Origin of the sequence: Streptomyces sp. NPDC002564 (assembly GCF_042889645.1) — a bacterium.
Classification (GTDB): domain Bacteria; phylum Actinomycetota; class Actinomycetes; order Streptomycetales; family Streptomycetaceae; genus Streptomyces.
This window is the reverse complement of the sequence record NZ_JBIARE010000015.1, coordinates 56971-72768: the sequence shown is the minus strand read 5'-3', so window position 1 is coordinate 72768 and position 15798 is coordinate 56971. Positions and strand designations below refer to the sequence as shown.

Below are 15798 nucleotides of genomic sequence, written 5' to 3'. Positions count from 1 at the left end.
ATCGGCACACTTTCCAGCGCGGGCCCGGCTCCACGCCGCCGCCCGCCGGCTGCCCGCCGCCCGACGAGACCTGTTCGAGAACAAACTGCACTGCGGGAGCAAGCGGTGAACGGAACGTCCGAAGGGCCCACCCCCACGGCCACAGCACCCGGCCGGACCCGCGGCGACGTCACGGAGCGTCGCCGCACCGAGCGGTCCGACTACCGCGCCGCCTTCGCGGTCGCCCCGCTGCCGCTGGCCGTCGTCGACCACGAGGGCCTGGTCATCAGCGCCAACGACGCCCTCGCCGCGCTCTTCGGCACGGCCCCCGGCGCCCTCACCGGCCGGGTCGCCGCCGAGCTGATCGACCTGTCCTCGGACGCCCGCACCTGGCACGCGTACCGCGAGGTGCTGCGCGGGCGCCAGGCCAGGCTGCGCTGCACCCGGCGCCTGAAGCACTCCGACGGGCACTCCCTGTGGGTGCAGATCACCGTCTCGCCGATGCCGGAGGCCGCGGAGCGGGGCGAGGCCGGGGCCGTCCTGCTGGCCGCCGCCGACATCAGCGCCCGCCGCGAGCTGCAGGCCCGGCTGCGGCATGTGCAGATGCACGACCCGGTCACCCGGCTGCCCAACCGCAACCTCTTCTTCGAGCGCCTCGCCGCCGCGCTGGAGGCCGGCACGTACGACGACACGAGCACCGGCCGGATCGGGCTCTGCCACCTCGACCTCGACGGGTTCAAGGCGGTCAACGACACGCTGGGCCACCGGGTCGGTGACCGGCTGCTCGCCGCCGTCGCCGAGCGGCTGACGCGCTGCGCCGACCGGGCCGGGTACGGCAGGGCGTCGGTGCCGCTCGTCGCGCGCCTGGGCGGCGACGAGTTCGCGCTGCTCGTGGAGGACTCGACCGGCACCGACCAGCTGGTGGCGCTGGCCGAGGCGGCGCTGAAGGCACTGCAGGAGCCCTTCGACCTGTCGGGGCAGCGGCTCTCCGTCTCCGCGTCCATCGGTGTCGTGGAGCGGCGCGCCGCGGGCACCACCACGACGGGCCTGATGCAGGCCGCCGACACCACGCTGTACTGGGCCAAGACGGACGGCAAGGCCCGCTGGACGCTCTTCGACCCCGAGCGCAACGCCCACCGCATGACCCGGCAGGCGCTGGCCAGTTCGCTGCGGCCCGCCGTCGAGCGGGGTGAATTCGTCCTGGACTACCAGCCGTTGGTGGGGCTCGACGACGAGGGCCTGCACGGGGTCGAGGCGCTGGTGCGCTGGCAGCACCCGCAGTTCGGCCTGTTGACGCCGAATCGGTTCATCGGACTGGCCGAGGAGGACGGCTCCATCGTGCAGCTCGGCCGCTGGGTGCTGCGCAGTGCCTGCCGGCAGGCCCGGCGGTGGCAGCTGGACCATCCGGAGCGGGACCCGGTGTTCGTCAGCGTCAACGTGGCGGTGCGGCAGGTGTGGGACTCCGACCTGGTCGCGGACGTCGCGGAGATCCTCGCGGAGACCGGACTGCCCGCCCGGCTGCTGCAGTTGGAGCTCACCGAGTCCGCCGTGATGGGCTCGGCGGGCCGTCCGCTGCAGGCCCTGCAGGCGCTCAGCGACATGGGCGTGCGGATCGCCATCGACGACTTCGGCACGGGGTACTCGAACCTGGCGTACCTGAGCCGGCTGCCGGTGTCCGTGCTGAAGCTGGACGGGTCCTTCGTGCGGGGTTTCCAGTACGAGGAGGGGGAGACGCACACCAATCCCGCCGACGAGGTCATCGTCGAGGCGATGGTGCAGCTCGCCCACCGGCTGGGGCTCACGGTGACCGCGGAGTGCGTGGAGACGGCGGCGCAGGCGACGCGGTTGCGGCGGATCGGCTGCGACACGGGGCAGGGGTGGCTGTACTCCCGCCCCGTGACACCGGACCGCATCTCCGCGCTCCTCACGGACGAGTCGAGGTAGCCCGCGGGGTAGCCCGCGGGGCCCGTAGACACCCGAGCCGCCCCCATCCGGGTCACGGCACCCCGTCCCGGGGGGGGCGGGGAACGCGCAGGGTGCGCCCCGTAAGGGGCGCGGGGAACTGCGCGCTCAGCCCCCTGCGGGCCGCAGCGGCCGATCCTCCGGCGGTCCGCGGGCGCGTCTGCCTGCGGGGCCTGTTCGCGGGTGCGGGTTGTGGGGGTTGCTCGCGCAGTTCCCCGCGCCCCTGACGGGGCGCACTCGGCCGTTATCGCGCCGCAGGCAACCCGTAGGAGTCGGCGATCAGGTCGTAGGAGCGCAGGCGGACGTCGCCGCCATGCGCGTTGCCCGTGATCATCAGTTCGTCCGCGCCCGTGCGCTTCGCCAGGTCGTCCAGGCCGGTGCGGACCTGGTCGGCGGTGCCGTGGATGACGTTGGCGTTCCAACTGGTGATGAAGTCCCGCTCCATCTCGCTGAACCGGTGCGCCTCCGCCTCCTCGGGCGTGGGCACGAGGCCGGGGCGGCCGGTGCGCAGGCGGACCATGTTCAGGGCGGCGGCCATGACCTGGCGCCGGGCCTCGTTCTCGTCGTCCGTCGCGAGCGCGGAGACGCCGATGAGGGCGTAGGGGGCGTCGAGGACCGCGGAGGGCTTGAACGACTCGCGGTAGAGGTCGAGCGCCGGAATCGTGTTCTGCGCGGAGAAGTGGTGCGCGAAGGCGAACGGCAGGCCGAGCACGCCGGCGAGCCGCGCGCTGAAGCCGGAGGAGCCGAGCAGCCAGATCGGCGGGCGGTGCGCGGACTGCACGCCGCCGGGCGAGGTCGCCTGGATCGGCCCGGGCACCGCATGGATGCGCCCGTAGGGGTGGCCGTCGGGGAAGTCGTCGTCCAGGAAGCGGGTGAGCTCGGCGAGTTGCTGCGGGAAGTCGTCCGCGCCCTCGTTCAGCCGCTCGGCCCTGCGCAGCGCCGCCGCCGTGGCGCCGTCGGTGCCCGGCGCGCGGCCCAGGCCCAGGTCGACGCGGCCGGGGGCCATCGCCTCCAGGGTGCCGAACTGCTCGGCGATGACGAGCGGGGCGTGGTTGGGCAGCATGACGCCGCCCGAGCCGAGCCGGATGCGCCCGGTGTGCGCGGCGAGGTGGGCGAGGATCACGGCCGGCGACGAGGAGGCGACGCCGGGCATGGAGTGGTGCTCGGCGACCCAGTAGCGGTGGTAGCCGCGGGCCTCGGCGAGGCGGGCGATCTCCACGCTGGTGCGCAGGGCGTCGGTGGCGGTGCGCCCGGCGCCCACCGTGACCAGGTCGAGCACGGACAGGGGCACGGGCGCGGTGCCGTGCCGCTCGCCGCGGATGCCGTCGTCGTCCGGCCGCGCCCCGCGGTCGTCACGGGTGCCGTCACCGGTCGGGTCCACTGTCACTGGGGGTGCCTCCTGCACTGCGTACATACGTCACGTGGGTACGCACGGCAGAACAGGAGGGTCACTCCGTTTTATTCCCGGCGCTCGGCGCGCCCCGGGAGCGGTACGGGGGCTACGGTGCCGACCATGGCTGATCCCTTGAAGACCCTCGTCGACGGAGTAGAGGTCGAGGTGCCCAACACCATCCCGGACATCCGCGCCGCCCTCCCCGAGGAACGGCGCGCGGAGTTCGACCGGGCCATCAACGCGGCCGGGGTCGACGAGATCCACTCCGTGATGCGGCACTGGATGCTGGAGGCGGTGCCCGATCCGGACGCCGAGGCCCGGCTCGCCCGGCTGGCCTCCGACGAGGCCGAGAGGCGGGGCACGTCGTGAGCCCTCGCCACCGCCGGGGCCACCGCGTCACCTACGCGCCGCCCGCCGACGACACCCTCGCCAAGATGGGCGACGCCGACGCCTTCCGCGCCGCGCTGGCCCGGACCGTGGGCCGCGACCCCTACGGCCACGGCTCCACGCCCGTACGGGAGGACCCCGACCGCAGGGAGGCCACGGTCGACGGGGCCATCGTCCTGTACTACGTCTCCGGCTCGGTCCAGACGTTGACGGTGGTCCGGCTGATCCTCAGCCCCTGACCTGCACCACCGGCTCCTTGGTGAACAGGGTGCCGAGGTCCGGCGCGTTCACCCGGCGCCGGGCGAGCCGCAGGCCCTCCCAGACGGTGACCTGGTTCGCCGTCAGGACCGGCTTGCCCAGTTCGGCCTCCAGGTCCCTGACGTGGGCCGCGGTGTGCAGGGCCGTGTCGGGCAGGAGCAGGGCCTGCGCGTCCGGGTGGTCGCCGTCGCGGGCCAGCGCGAAGACCTCCTCGCGGCCCCACGTGCCGACCTCGGCCGCCGTGACGATGCCGCTCCCGCGCGCCGAGACGACCTCGGCGCCCGCGTCCTTGAGGAAGGCCTCGAAGTGCCCGGCCACGTCCTGCGGATAGGTCGCCGCGACCGCCACCCGGACCGCGCCGACCTCGCGCACCGCGTGCACGAAGGCGAACGAGGTCGAGGAGGCGGGCAGGCCCGCCGTCGTCGCCAGCTTGCGGACCTGGTCGTGGGCGCCCTCCCAGCCGAAGACGAAGCTGCCGCTGGTGCAGGCCCACACCACCGCCTCGGCGCCCGCGAGCCGCAGTTCCTCGACGCCCGCGGCGAGCCGCTCGGCCGAGCCCATCTCCAGGAGCGCGTCGACCCGGTGGGCGTCCTCGCCGATGTCCGTGTGGACGACCTGCAGCCGGACATCGCTGCCGAGCATCTGCTCCATGCGGGGATATTCGTCCTCGGCCGAGTTCCCCGGGTAGAGAAATCCGAGTGCCGTCACGTCCAGCCTCCTCCTTCTGCGGATGGTCCTTCGGGCAGGCCCTGCGGCGGTGCCGGCGGGTCGAGCGCGCTCGCGCCCGGCCGTGCCGACGGATCGATCAGCGCCTGATAGGGCCCTACCGCACGCGTACCCAGCCGACTCAGGGCGGACCACATCGTCACCTGGTTCGCCGAGATCACCGGCATCCGCAGTTCCGCTTCCAGTTGCGGGATGATGTCGTAGGTCGCGAGGTTGGTGCAGCTGATGAACAGGGCGTCGACGCTGCCGTGCACCGCGCGCCGGGCCATGTCGGCCACGTCCCGGTAGGGGACCTTCCAGATGTGCCGGGTGAGGCCGAGGTAGGCGCGGCCGGTGACGGCGACCCCCGCCTCGGCCAGGTAGTCCTCCAGGGCCTGGGTGACCGACCAGGTGTAGGGCGTGACCAGCGCGATGCGCCGTGCGCCCAGTTCCTCCAGGGCCTCCAGGAGCGCGCCCGACGTGGTCACGGAGCCGACCGCGCCCTCGCGCGACATGGCCTCGCACATCGCCCGCTCACCGGCGGTGCCGCCGACGAAACTGCCCGACGTACAGGCGTAGGCCAGCACGTCGGGTTCGGCGGCGGTCAGCGCGCGGACCGCCTCGGCGAGCGTCTCGTGCTCGCTGACCAGGCGGGCCAGGTCGAGACTGACCTCGACCGGCACGTACGGGGTGCGGGTCAGGTGGAGCGAGATCTCGTCCGGGATCCAGCGCCACAGTTCACGGTCGAGGGCGAAGTCGAAAGGGGCAACGACACCGACACCTCGTTGTGGGTGTGGTCCGCCGAGGAAAGAGACGTCCATGAGCAGTCCCCAAGTTCGAGCGTGGTTTCAGGGACCGGCCGGGGGCCGGGACGAGCGATGCCGGCGACGCGCCGGGACGTCGGGACGGGGAGCCTGGGCGGCAGAGCCGCACAGAAAGTGCGAGCGGTCGCACGGACAGTACTGGCTTCTCGCACTGCCGGTGCGGCAGTGCCTCTGTTGACGAAGGTAGGTTCGGGTGCGAGCGTGGTCAATCCGCACATCTCAGACGGCTGAACCGTACCTCTCCCCAGGGAAGCGGAACCTCATTGCGAAACGGTTTCCCCTCGATGACCGAACCGACCGTTCTTGTCCTTGACGCGGGTCCGCCCGCACCCCCTCCGCGCCTGGGCAGCCTGACCGGACGCGCCCGCGTCCTGCACACCGACGCGGCCTCGCTGCCCGGTCAACTTCCGCTCGCCGACGTCCTGTTGGTGTGGGACTTCGCCTCCGACGCGGTGCGCCGCGGTTGGCCGGGCGAGGGCCCGCGGCCCCGCTGGGTGCACACCGCGAGCGCGGGCGTGGACCACCTGATGTGTCCCGAACTCGCCGCGTCGGACACCGTGGTGACCAACGCCCGGGGCGTCTTCGACCGGCCCATCGCGGAGTACGTCGCCGCGCTCGTGCTGGCCATGGCCAAGGACCTGCCGGGCACCCTGGAGCACCAGCGCGAGCGCACCTGGCGGCACCGCGAGACCCTGCGGGTCGCGGGGACGCGCGCCTGCGTGGTGGGGTCGGGGCCGATCGGGCGGGCGATCGCCGACACGCTGCGGGCGCTCGGCATCACCACGGCGCTCGTGGGCCGCACCGCGCGCCCCGGCGTGCACGGCCCGGACGACCTGGACCGGCTGCTGACCAGGGCCGACTGGGTGGTGTGCGCGGCTCCGCTGACGGACGACACCCGCGGCATGTTCGACGCCCGGCGCTTCGGCGTCATGCAGCCGTCGGCCCGGTTCGTCAACATCGGCCGGGGGCCCCTCGTCGTCGAGGACGACCTGGTGGAGGCGCTGACCAAGCGGTGGATCGCGGGCGCGGCCCTGGACGTCTTCGCGCACGAGCCACTGCCCGCGGACAGCCCGCTGTGGACGGCCCCGGGCCTCCTGGTCTCCCCGCACATGAGCGGCGACACGATCGGCTGGCGTGACGAACTGGGCCGCCAGTTCGTCGAGTTGTACGAGGCGTGGGAGGCGGGACGGCCGCTGGCGAACGTGGTCGACAAGAAACGCGGGTATGTCCCGGGGCACTGATCGTCCCGCCGCCCGGCGCCGTCCCGACTGCTTCCGGAGGAGTGCGCATGACCGAGCTCACCGATCTCACCGCGGTACAACTCGTCGACGGCTACCGCAAGGGCGAATTCAGTCCGGTCGACGCGACCCGCGCCGTGCTGCGCCGGGCCGAGGAGACCCAGCCGGTGGTGAACGCGTTCGTGCGGACGGCGCAGGAGGACGCGCTCGCGCAGGCGGAGGCCAGTGCCGAGCGGTGGCGGCGGGGTGCGCCGCAGGGGCTGGTGGACGGCGTCCCGGTGTCGGTGAAGGATCTCCTCCCGCTGCGTGGCGGCCCCACCCTGCGCGGCTCGCTGACGGTCCGCCCGGAGGGGAAGTGGAACGAGGACGCGCCCTCGGTGGCGCGGCTGCGCGAGCACGGCGCGGTCTTCGTCGGCCGCACCACCACACCCGAGTTCGGATGGAAGGGAGTGACGGACGGGCCGCAGAGCGGAATCACCCGTAATCCGTACGATCCGGCACGTACCGCGGGTGGTTCCAGCGGCGGCAGCGCAGCCGCGGTGGCGGTCGGCGCGGGCCCGCTGTCGCTGGGCACGGACGGCGGCGGCTCGGTGCGGATCCCGGCGGCGTTCTGCGGGATCTTCGCGCTCAAGCCGACGTACGGCCGGGTGCCGCTGTACCCCTCGAGTCCCTTCGGGACGCTGGCGCACGTGGGGCCGATGACGCGGGACGCGGCGGACGCGGCGCTGATGATGGACGTCATCTCCGGTCCCGACGCGCGCGACTGGTCCCAACTGGGGCCGGTGGAGGGGAGTTTCCGGGCCGGTATCGAGGGGGGCGTGCGCGGTCTGCGGATCGCCTACTCCCCCTCGCTCGGCGGGCAGGTCGCGGTGCGGCCCGCCGTCGCGGCGGCGGTGCGGCGGGCGGTGGAGGCCCTGGCGGCGCAGGGCGCGTACGTCGAGGAGGCCGACCCCGACTTCTCCGACCCGGTGGAGGCCTTCCACACCCTGTGGTTCAGCGGGGCGGCCCGGGTCGTGCAGCACTTCGCGCCCGCGCAGCGGGAGTTGCTCGACCCGGGGCTGCGGGAGATCAGCGGGCAGGGCGCGCGCTGCAGCGCCCTGGACTACCTCGCGGCCGTCGACGCCCGGATGGACCTGGGGCGCCGCATGGGCCGCTTCCACGGGACGTACGACCTGCTGGTCACGCCGACGCTGCCGATCACCGCGTTCGAGGCGGGCGTCGAGGTGCCCAAGGGGTCGGGGCACCGGCGCTGGACGGGCTGGACCCCCTTCACGTACCCCTTCAACCTCACCCAGCAGCCCGCCGCGACGGTGCCCTGCGGGACCGACGGCGACGGGCTGCCCGTCGGGGTGCAGATCGTCGGCGCGCGGCACGCCGACACGGTGGTGCTGCGGGCCGCGCACACGCTGTACGAGGCGGGGTCCTGCGCGATCGCCCGGCCCGCCGCGGGTGGGGCGACCGACCTTCGCTAGGCCCTTCTGAAGGTGAGCGTCTCGCCCTGCGCGCCCCCGCGCCACAGGTCGTTGCAGGCCTCGGCCATCCGGTCGAGGCCGTCGACGATCTGGCCCCAGACGATGCCCGGCACCCAGCCGACGTCGCCGTTCAGGAGCAGGTTGTTGCGCTCGTAGAAGAGGGCGAGGTCGACGACGGTGACGCCCGCCCGCACGTCGGCCTCCGCCTCGTAGCCGTAGGCCTGCGTGCCCAGTTGTGTCCCGGAGAAAGAGAAATAGCAGAGATCTCCCGGGATGGGGGTGACCGTCGGATTCTCCAGGGGCGGCTCGCGGTCCGCGAATGCCGGGAAGAGGGCGTAGATCTCATTGCGCGCATATTTCGCGTGGTAGACGTCCGAGCCCAGCGGAAGTGCCTCCCACACCGCCGCGCAGGTCAACGGAGCCCGGTCGTCGAGCAGTTTTGCCGTGCACTGAACTCCTCGCTTGGCGAGGGAGACTTCGATGAATCGCTCTGCCATGTGTCCCATGCTCCTCCCTGGGTCAAGAGCACAACGATTGCATCAGGGGCCGGAATTCATCGGCATATCTTGCTTCGAGTCGGGTAGCCGCGCGCCCATGGCTCCACCACGTGGGAACAACGAGGGAATCATCGGCAGAGCGGTCCGCCGCCGCGCCTTGCTCACCGGAGCGGGCGGGGCGGCGCTGGGCGCCTTCGGGGTCTCGGCATGCAGCCGGGTCCCCGACGAGGGGAAGGTTGAGGGGGGCGATCTGCTGGACCGCCTGCGCGACAGCGGCACGGTCAGGATCGGTGTCGCGGGCGAGGTCCCGTTCGGGTACATCGACGAGAACGGCGAGGTCACCGGTGAGGCGCCGGCGATCGCCAAGGTGATCTTCCCCCGCCTCGGCATACCCGAGGTGAAGGCCGTGCCCACCAAGTTCGGCGCGCTGATCCCCGGCCTGACCCAGGCCCGGCAGTTCGACGTGGTGTCGGCGGGCATGTACATCAACCCGACGCGGTGCGCGCAGGTCCTCTTCTCCGACCCGGACTACCTGATGCTCGACTCCTTCATCGTGAAGAAGGGCAACCCGCACGGCATCAAGGACTACGACGACATCGCCAAGAAGGGCCTGAAGCTGGCGAGCGGCACCGCCTACGCGGAGATCGACTACGCCAAGGCCGCCGGCGTGAAGTCCGTCCTGGTGCTGCCCGACCAGGTGGCCGGGCTCGACGCCGTGGCCCAGGGCCGGGTGGACGCCTTCGCCGGCACCAACGTCACCGTCCGCACGGTGATCAAGAAGAACGCGCGGGTCGAGGCGACCAAGCCCTTCCAGCCCGTGGTCGACGGCAAGGAGGCCTACGGCGCGGGCGGCTTCGCCTTCCGGCCGTCGGAGAAGAACCTGCGCGACGCCTTCAACGAGGAGCTGCACAAGCTCAAGAAGAGCGGCGAACTCCTGCGGATCGTCAAGCCGTTCGGCTTCACCGAGGCGGAGATGACCGATCTGACCCTGGAAAAGCTCTGCCCGCCGGCGAAGGGCGCCTCCTCATGATGTCGTCGGAGTTCTTCGGGAACTGGTTCCTGCCCGGTATCTGGATCACCGTCCAGGTCACCTTCCTCAGCGCGGCCCTCGCCTTCGTGATCGCCTTCCCGATCGGCGTGCTGCGCACCAACCGGCTGTGGATCGTGCGGTTCCTCGCCGGGGCCTACTTCGAGATCTTCCGCAGCACCTCGTCGCTGGTCTTCATGTTCTGGATCGCGTTCACGGTGCCGCCGGTCTTCAACATCAGCTTCCAGCCGATGTTCGCGGGCATCCTCGCGCTCGGCATCACCTACGGGGCGTACGCCTCGGAGATCGTGCGCGGCGCGCTCGCCGCGGTGCCGCCCGCGCAGCGCGAGGCGGGCATCGCGCTGAACTTCACCCCGCTGCAGCGGCTGCGCCGGATCGAACTGCCGCAGGCCTGGCCGGAGATGATCCCGCCGTTCAACAACCTGCTGATCGAGCTGCTCAAGGGCACCTCGCTGGTGTCCCTGATCGCGGTGGCCGACATGACCTTCGCCGGTGACCTGCTGCGTCTGGTGAAGAACGAGAGCGCGCCGATCTACACGCTGCTGCTGGCCCTGTACTTCGTCCTCGCGTTCGTCCTCACCCGCGCCATGCGGCTCCTGGAGCGGCACGCGAAGAAGCGCATCGGGCAGACCACCGAGAAGTCGGGCCTGTTCGGCGGGCTGCGCTCCACGTCGACGATCGATGCCGTCACCGGCACGGGGGGTGCCAAGTGAACTGGAACTGGTCGCACGTCGACGACTTCATGCCGCTCTTCTGGGACGGCGTGGAGCTCACCCTCAAGGCGCTGTTCTTCGGCACCCTGATCGCCTTCTCGCTCGGCCTGGTCTGGGCGGTCGCCCAGCGCTCGGAGAAGAAGTGGATCCGCTGGCCGGTCACGGTGGTCACGGAGTTCATCCGCAACACCCCGCTCCTGGTGCAGCTGTTCTTCCTGTTCTACGTGGTGCCGGAGTGGGGCCCCTCGATGTCGCCCCTGACCACCGGCATCGTCGGTCTCGGGCTGCACTACTCGACGTACACCTCGGAGGTCTACCGGGCCGGCATCGACGGCGTCCCGGCCGGGCAGTGGGAGGCGGCGACCGCGCTCAGCCTCTCCAAGCGCCGCACCTGGACGTCCGTGATCCTGCCGCAGGCGGTCCGCCGGGTGATCCCCGCGCTCGGCAACTACGTGATCGTCATGCTCAAGGAGTCGCCGCAGATGGCCGCCATCGGCGCGCTGGACATGCTGGGCCAGGCCCAGGGCTACAGCCAGGCGACCTTCACCTACGAGGCGATCAGCGTGGTCGGTGTCGCCTTCATCGTCATCGCCTACCCGGCCTCTCTTCTTCTGCGAGTTTTGGAGCGTCGCCTTGTCCGCTGACAGCAGCACTTCCCAGGAAATCGCCAACCCGGCCGTCGACGGCAGCGAGCTGATCCGCTTCGACAAGGTCGTCAAGCGCTACGGCACGAACACCGTCCTCGACGAGCTGGACTTCTCCGTCGCCTCCGGCAAGCACGTGACGCTGATCGGCCCGTCCGGCTCCGGCAAGACCACCATCCTGCGGCTCCTGATGACGCTGGTGAAGCCGGAGGAGGGCACGATCAAGGTGGGCGGGAAGTACCTCACCCACGAGGAGAGAAACGGCAAGCTCGTCCCGGCGGGCGAGAAGCACGTCCGTGAGGTCCGCAAGAACATCGGCATGGTGTTCCAGCAGTTCAACCTCTTCCCGAACATGAAGGTGCTGCGCAACGTCACCGAGGCGCCCGTCTCCGTCCTCGGCCTGTCCAAGGACGAGGCCGAGGTGCGGGCCCGCGAGCTGCTCGACCTGGTCGGGCTCGGCGACCGCTGCGACGCGTACCCGACGCAGCTCTCCGGCGGCCAGCAGCAGCGCGTCGCCATCGCCCGCGCCCTGGCGATGCGCCCGCAGGTGCTGCTGCTCGACGAGGTGACGTCCGCGCTCGACCCCGAGCTGGTGGCCGGTGTCCTGGACGTGCTGCGCGACATCGCGCACACCACGGACATCACGATGCTCTGTGTGACGCACGAGATGAACTTCGCCCGGGACATCTCCGACCAGGTCCTCATGTTCGACGCGGGCCGGGTCATCGAGTCCGGGACCCCGGAGAAGATCTTCACGGAGCCCGAGCACGAGCGCACCAGGGAGTTCCTCAGCGCGGTCCTGTGAGTCCCCGGGGAGCCGACCGGGGGCCTTTCGAGGAGTCCCCCGGAAAGCCCTCCGAATCAGAGCATGACCTGGGCATATGCCAGGGTGGCGCGTTCCCGCCGACCGGGCGGGAGCGCGCCGGCAATCTCGCCGACGCCGGCGACCGGCAAGCTACTTGGCAGTTATCGTGGGACAGAGCCCAACTGTCCGGAACCGTTCCACGCAGGGGGAAGCCGTGGCGTTGCAGCACGAGGCGACCACGCCGCACCACTCCGTACAGGGCGCGCTGCGGGTGCTGGAGACCGTGACGCGGCACGCCACCGGAGTCACCGCGGCCCGCATCGCCCGCGAGACGGGGCTGCCCCTGGTCCGGCTCACGCCCCTGCTGCGCATGCTGCGCCGCGAGGGATACGTCGAGCAGCTCACCGAGGGCCCCGCCGGGGCGTATGTCGCCGGGGAGTCCCTGGACCGGCTCACCTCCACCGAGCAGCACGCCGAGGCGCTCCGCGAGAAGCTCCAGCGCACCCTGGACGGCCTGCGCGACTCCATCGGCGCCGCCGTCTACATCAGCCGGTACGTGGACGGCGAGGTCCGCGTCACCGACTTCGCCGCGGGCCCGCGCACCCCCGCGGTCCACGAGTGGGTGGACTTCCGCTCCTCGGCCCACGCCAGCGCGGTCGGCAAGAGCCTGCTCACCCAGCTCGACGTGGACGGCCGCAGGGACCACCTCTCGCGGCACAAGATGGCCCGGCTCACCTCCCGGACGATCACGAACGAACGCGTCCTGCTGAACCGGCTCGCCGCGCAGCCCGCGACGGTCCCGGTGCTCGACCTCCAGGAGTACGCGGTCGGCACGGTCTGCGCGGCCGTCCCGATCACCGCGGGCTCCGCGGTGGGCTGCCTGGCCCTGTCCCTGCCGGTCGAGCACGCGCACCGGCTGCGGGAGGCCGCCGACACGCTGAACCGCGGGGCGGCGCCGGTGCTGCTCTCCCTGGCGATCTAGCCGCGGGCGCGCCGGTCGAGGGCACCCCCGCGGACCAGGTACTATTTACGAGTCAGCAGGCGCCGCTAGCTCAGTTGGTTAGAGCAGCTGACTCTTAATCAGCGGGTCCGGGGTTCGAGTCCCTGGCGGCGCACTTGCGAATGCCGAAAGGGCGTTCCCGGTCTCCGGGGACGCCCTTTCGCGTGCCCGCTTCCGTGTGTCCCGGGAGACCGGCGTACTCGCGCGTAGCTCCCGGCGTACGGAAGCCGGGGTGCGGAAGTCGGCGTACGGAAGCCGGGGTGCGGGAAACCGCACCCTGATCCGGCGGGAACCCTCATACCCCTGCTGACCTGCGCTTCCTAGCGTTGCTCGCATGGACCTCATGACTCTCGCGCTCCCCCAGGAGCCCGCAGGCGGCATCGCGGGGTGGGCGGCCGACCTCGTGGACACCCTGGGCGGCCCCGGCGCCGGGCTCGCCATCGCCCTGGAGAACCTCTTCCCGCCGCTGCCCAGCGAGGTCATCCTGCCGCTGACCGGCTTCGCCGCCGGGCAGGGGGTCATCAGCCTGTTCTCCGCGCTGTTCTGGACGACGCTCGGCTCGGTGGTCGGCGCGGCCGCCCTCTACGGCATCGGCGTGCTGTTCGGCCGGGAGCGCATGCACGCCCTGTGGGCGAAGCTGCCGCTGGTCAAGGCGTCCGACCTGGAACGCACCGAGGCCTGGTTCGCCCGGCACGGCACCAAGGCCGTGTTCTTCGGCCGGATGGTGCCGATCTTCCGCAGCCTGATCTCCGTCCCGGCCGGGGTGGAACGCATGCGGCTGCCGGTCTTCCTGGCCCTGACCACCCTGGGCAGCCTGGTCTGGAACTCCGTGCTCGTCCTCGCCGGGTACTGGCTGGGCGACCAGTGGGACGCCGTCGAGGTGTACGTGGGGCTCCTCTCCAAGGTCGTCCTGGTCCTTGCGGTGGCCGCGGTCGCCCTCTACCTGGCGCTGCGCGTCCGCTCCCGCAAGCGGCCGAAGAGCGGCACCGAGGCCCGCCACCGCCGCGCCGGCTAGGGGTCGGCTAATGTCGGACGGCGTGAAGCAGCCCGTGGCCGCCCCCTTCGTTCTCCGGGTCGCCGGTGTGCTCGTCGGCTGCCTCACCGCCGTCCTCGGCCTGCTCTACTTCGCCGTCGCCGGCACCGCCCTCGGCGCCTTCCTGCTCTGGCCGCGCACCCGGCGCCGCGCCCACGCCCTGCTCGCCACGGGCGCCCGCAGGCTCACCGCCCTGGAGCGGCGCCGCCGGTCCGTCTTCTTCCGCGACGGCTTCCCCGAGCACCGCGCCTCCGACCGGCAGATCCTGCGCTACCTCGCGGCCCGGACGTGCTCCGGCCTGCTGTGCGCCGTGGTGGTCGCCCTGGTGGACTTCGGCGCGGTCCTCGCCGCGGTCTTCGCCGTGTCCGTCACCCGGTCCTCGCTCACCTGGGTGGACCTGCTCAGCCAGCTCGTCCTCGGGGGCACCCTCCTCTTCCTCGCCGTGCAGGGGCTGCGCGCGCTCACCGAGCAGGACGCCCGGCTCGCCCGCGAGTGCTTCGGCCCCTCCGAGCGCGAGCTCCTGCGGCGCCGCATCGACGAGCTGGCCACCAGCCGGGCCGCGGTGGTGCACGCCGTCGACGTGGAGCGGCGCCGCGTCGAGCGCGACCTGCACGACGGCGTCCAGCAGCGGCTCGTCGCCCTCGCCATGCTGCTCGGCCGGGCCCGCCGCGGCCGCACCCCGGAGCGGGCCGACGCCCTGCTGGAACAGGCCCACCGCGAGGCGCAGGAGGTCCTCACCGAGCTGCGCGAGGTGGCCTGGCGGGTCTACCCCACCGCGCTCGACAGCCTGGGCCTGCGCGAGGCGCTCGGCGGGGTGTCGGAGCGGTGCGCGGTGCCGGTGCGGATGGAGTACGACGTACCGGAGGGCGACGGACCGGAGGGCGACGGACGGGTGCGTGGCGCGGCGGGCGGGCGGCCGGGGCCGTTGCCCGCCGCCGTGGAGACCGCCGCGTACTTCGTCGTCTCGGAGGCGGTGACCAACGCGGCCAAGCACGCGTGTGCCGACGAGGTCTTCGTCCGGGTGCGCAGGGCCGGGGACCGGCTGACCGTCGTCGTCCGGGACACCGGCGTCGGGGGCGCCGATCCCGGGGGCAGCGGGCTGACCGGGCTGCGCAGCCGGGTCGCCGCCCTGGACGGCACGCTGGATGTCGACAGCCCCCTCGGGGGACCCACCACGATCACCGCGGAGCTGCCGTGCGCGTAATCCTCGCCGAGGACTCGACCCTGCTGCGGGAGGGCCTGGTCCGGCTGCTCGCCGAGGAGGGCCACGAGGTCCTCGCCGCCGTCGGCGACGCGGACGCGCTGCTGCGCGAGGTCGCGGCGCACACCCCGGACGTCGTCGTCACCGACATCCGCATGCCGCCCGACCACACCGACGAGGGGCTGCGCGCGGCGGTGCGGATCCGCGAGCTGCGCCCGGAGATCGGCGTGGTCGTCCTGTCGCAGTACGTGGAGCGCACCTACGCCGCGCAGTTGCTGACGTCGAGCGCCGAGCGGGTCGGCTATCTCCTCAAGGACCGGGTGGCGCAGGTCGAGGAGTTCCTCGACGCGCTGGAGCGGGTGCACGCGGGGGGCGCGGCCATCGACCCAGAAGTCGTACGGCAGTTGCTCATCCGCACCACCCACGCCGACCCGCTGGCCCGCCTCACGCCCCGGGAGCGCACCGTCCTGGAGGCGCTCGCCGAGGGGCACACCAACGCGGCCATCGGGCAGAAGCTGCACATCTCGCTGAGCGCGGTCGAGAAGAACCTCAACGCCATCTTCGACAAGCTGGAGCTGTCCCGGACGGACGGCTACAGCAAGCGGGTGCTCGCCGTGCTGCGCTACCTGGAGTCCTGAC

The 15798-nt window shown here is 72.2% G+C and carries 17 protein-coding genes and 1 tRNA gene; 14 read left to right on the top strand and 4 right to left on the bottom strand.

Annotated features, from left to right (window positions below):
* The first annotated feature begins 105 nt into the window (after positions 1-105).
* Positions 106-1923 (top strand): putative bifunctional diguanylate cyclase/phosphodiesterase, encoded by a 1818-nt coding sequence (locus ACFYXE_RS34720; protein ID WP_389319515.1) that lies wholly within the window; start codon positions 106-108, stop codon positions 1921-1923.
* A 262-nt stretch (positions 1924-2185) separates the two neighbouring features.
* Here ACFYXE_RS34720 and ACFYXE_RS34715 read toward each other — a convergent pair whose 3' ends face one another.
* Positions 2186-3328 carry an LLM class flavin-dependent oxidoreductase gene (locus ACFYXE_RS34715; RefSeq protein WP_389319513.1) on the bottom strand — a complete coding sequence of 381 codons (1143 nt, stop codon included), beginning with the start codon at positions 3326-3328 and terminating at the stop codon, positions 2186-2188.
* A 126-nt stretch (positions 3329-3454) separates the two neighbouring features.
* On the opposite strand from ACFYXE_RS34715, the gene ACFYXE_RS34710 reads away from it, so the two are divergent.
* A complete protein-coding gene (locus ACFYXE_RS34710; protein ID WP_389319511.1) occupies positions 3455-3703 on the top strand; it encodes a hypothetical protein in 249 nt (82 codons plus the stop codon).
* A gap of 65 nt (positions 3704-3768) precedes the next feature.
* Complete coding sequence (locus ACFYXE_RS34705) at positions 3769-3960, top strand: hypothetical protein (protein WP_361172914.1); 192 nt, start codon at positions 3769-3771, stop codon at positions 3958-3960.
* Here ACFYXE_RS34705 and ACFYXE_RS34700 read toward each other — a convergent pair.
* Entirely contained in the window at positions 3950-4687 is a 738-nt protein-coding gene (locus tag ACFYXE_RS34700) for a decarboxylase (RefSeq protein ID WP_389319509.1), read from the bottom strand. The two genes, ACFYXE_RS34705 and ACFYXE_RS34700, sit on opposite strands and share 11 nt — an antisense overlap.
* Positions 4684-5505, bottom strand: a complete 822-nt coding sequence (locus tag ACFYXE_RS34695; RefSeq protein ID WP_389319507.1) for a decarboxylase — start codon at positions 5503-5505, stop codon at positions 4684-4686. Before ACFYXE_RS34695 ends, ACFYXE_RS34700 begins: the two co-directional genes overlap by 4 nt.
* Before the next feature lie 287 nt (positions 5506-5792).
* Between ACFYXE_RS34695 and ACFYXE_RS34690 the strand changes: the two genes are divergently transcribed.
* Together ACFYXE_RS34690 and ACFYXE_RS34685 are read left to right on the top strand one after the other, a co-directional pair.
* Positions 5793-6749 carry a D-2-hydroxyacid dehydrogenase gene (locus tag ACFYXE_RS34690; protein ID WP_389319505.1) on the top strand — a complete coding sequence of 319 codons (957 nt, stop codon included), beginning with the start codon at positions 5793-5795 and terminating at the stop codon, positions 6747-6749.
* Positions 6750-6796: 47 nt separating this feature from the next.
* On the top strand, positions 6797-8218 hold the full coding sequence (locus tag ACFYXE_RS34685) for an amidase (RefSeq protein ID WP_389319503.1): 1422 nt from the start codon (positions 6797-6799) through the stop codon (positions 8216-8218).
* Here the strand turns inward: ACFYXE_RS34685 and ACFYXE_RS34680 are convergent.
* Positions 8215-8715: a DUF3830 family protein gene (locus tag ACFYXE_RS34680; RefSeq protein WP_361166266.1), complete on the bottom strand. Its 501-nt coding sequence runs from the start codon at positions 8713-8715 to the stop codon at positions 8215-8217. The two genes, ACFYXE_RS34685 and ACFYXE_RS34680, sit on opposite strands and share 4 nt — an antisense overlap.
* Before the next feature lie 97 nt (positions 8716-8812).
* Between ACFYXE_RS34680 and ehuB the strand changes: the two genes are divergently transcribed.
* The 9 genes from ehuB (at position 8813) to ACFYXE_RS34635 (ending at position 15797) form a co-directional block, all read left to right on the top strand.
* Positions 8813-9745 carry an ectoine/hydroxyectoine ABC transporter substrate-binding protein EhuB gene (gene ehuB / locus ACFYXE_RS34675; protein ID WP_389319500.1) on the top strand — a complete coding sequence of 311 codons (933 nt, stop codon included), beginning with the start codon at positions 8813-8815 and terminating at the stop codon, positions 9743-9745.
* The gene (gene ehuC / locus ACFYXE_RS34670; RefSeq protein ID WP_361166285.1) at positions 9745-10476 is read left to right on the top strand and encodes an ectoine/hydroxyectoine ABC transporter permease subunit EhuC; all 732 of its coding nucleotides are present in this window, start codon (positions 9745-9747) and stop codon (positions 10474-10476) included. Before ehuB ends, ehuC begins: the two co-directional genes overlap by 1 nt.
* Positions 10473-11120, top strand: a complete 648-nt coding sequence (gene ehuD, locus ACFYXE_RS34665) for an ectoine/hydroxyectoine ABC transporter permease subunit EhuD (protein WP_389319498.1) — start codon at positions 10473-10475, stop codon at positions 11118-11120. Before ehuC ends, ehuD begins: the two co-directional genes overlap by 4 nt.
* A complete protein-coding gene (ehuA, locus tag ACFYXE_RS34660) occupies positions 11110-11925 on the top strand; it encodes an ectoine/hydroxyectoine ABC transporter ATP-binding protein EhuA (protein ID WP_361166257.1) in 816 nt (271 codons plus the stop codon). Before ehuD ends, ehuA begins: the two co-directional genes overlap by 11 nt.
* Positions 11926-12139: 214 nt before the next feature.
* Positions 12140-12907 carry an IclR family transcriptional regulator C-terminal domain-containing protein gene (locus ACFYXE_RS34655; RefSeq protein ID WP_361166254.1) on the top strand — a complete coding sequence of 256 codons (768 nt, stop codon included), beginning with the start codon at positions 12140-12142 and terminating at the stop codon, positions 12905-12907.
* Between the two features lie 59 nt (positions 12908-12966).
* A tRNA-Lys gene (locus ACFYXE_RS34650) sits at positions 12967-13040 on the top strand.
* A gap of 219 nt (positions 13041-13259) precedes the next feature.
* Positions 13260-13940, top strand: a complete 681-nt coding sequence (locus ACFYXE_RS34645; protein ID WP_389319495.1) for a DedA family protein — start codon at positions 13260-13262, stop codon at positions 13938-13940.
* Between the two features lie 10 nt (positions 13941-13950).
* Positions 13951-15162, top strand: coding sequence for a sensor histidine kinase (locus tag ACFYXE_RS34640; RefSeq protein ID WP_389319493.1), 1212 nt, complete (start codon positions 13951-13953; stop codon positions 15160-15162).
* Positions 15153-15797 (top strand): response regulator transcription factor, encoded by a 645-nt coding sequence (locus ACFYXE_RS34635; RefSeq protein WP_361166245.1) that lies wholly within the window; start codon positions 15153-15155, stop codon positions 15795-15797. Before ACFYXE_RS34640 ends, ACFYXE_RS34635 begins: the two co-directional genes overlap by 10 nt.
* Position 15798 lies beyond the last annotated feature (1 nt).

Coding starts and splice junctions, on each gene's coding strand:
- ACFYXE_RS34640 (WP_389319493.1), top strand. CDS start 13,951: ATGTCGGACGGCGTGAAGCAGCCCGTGGCCGCCCCCTTCGTTCTCCGG.
- ACFYXE_RS34695 (WP_389319507.1), bottom strand. CDS start 5,505: ATGGACGTCTCTTTCCTCGGCGGACCACACCCACAACGAGGTGTCGGT.
- ACFYXE_RS34685 (WP_389319503.1), top strand. CDS start 6,797: ATGACCGAGCTCACCGATCTCACCGCGGTACAACTCGTCGACGGCTAC.
- ACFYXE_RS34680 (WP_361166266.1), bottom strand. CDS start 8,715: ATGGCAGAGCGATTCATCGAAGTCTCCCTCGCCAAGCGAGGAGTTCAG.
- ACFYXE_RS34645 (WP_389319495.1), top strand. CDS start 13,260: ATGGACCTCATGACTCTCGCGCTCCCCCAGGAGCCCGCAGGCGGCATC.
- ACFYXE_RS34690 (WP_389319505.1), top strand. CDS start 5,793: ATGACCGAACCGACCGTTCTTGTCCTTGACGCGGGTCCGCCCGCACCC.
- ehuC (WP_361166285.1), top strand. CDS start 9,745: ATGTCGTCGGAGTTCTTCGGGAACTGGTTCCTGCCCGGTATCTGGATC.
- ehuB (WP_389319500.1), top strand. CDS start 8,813: ATGGCTCCACCACGTGGGAACAACGAGGGAATCATCGGCAGAGCGGTC.
- ACFYXE_RS34705 (WP_361172914.1), top strand. CDS start 3,769: ATGGGCGACGCCGACGCCTTCCGCGCCGCGCTGGCCCGGACCGTGGGC.
- ACFYXE_RS34710 (WP_389319511.1), top strand. CDS start 3,455: ATGGCTGATCCCTTGAAGACCCTCGTCGACGGAGTAGAGGTCGAGGTG.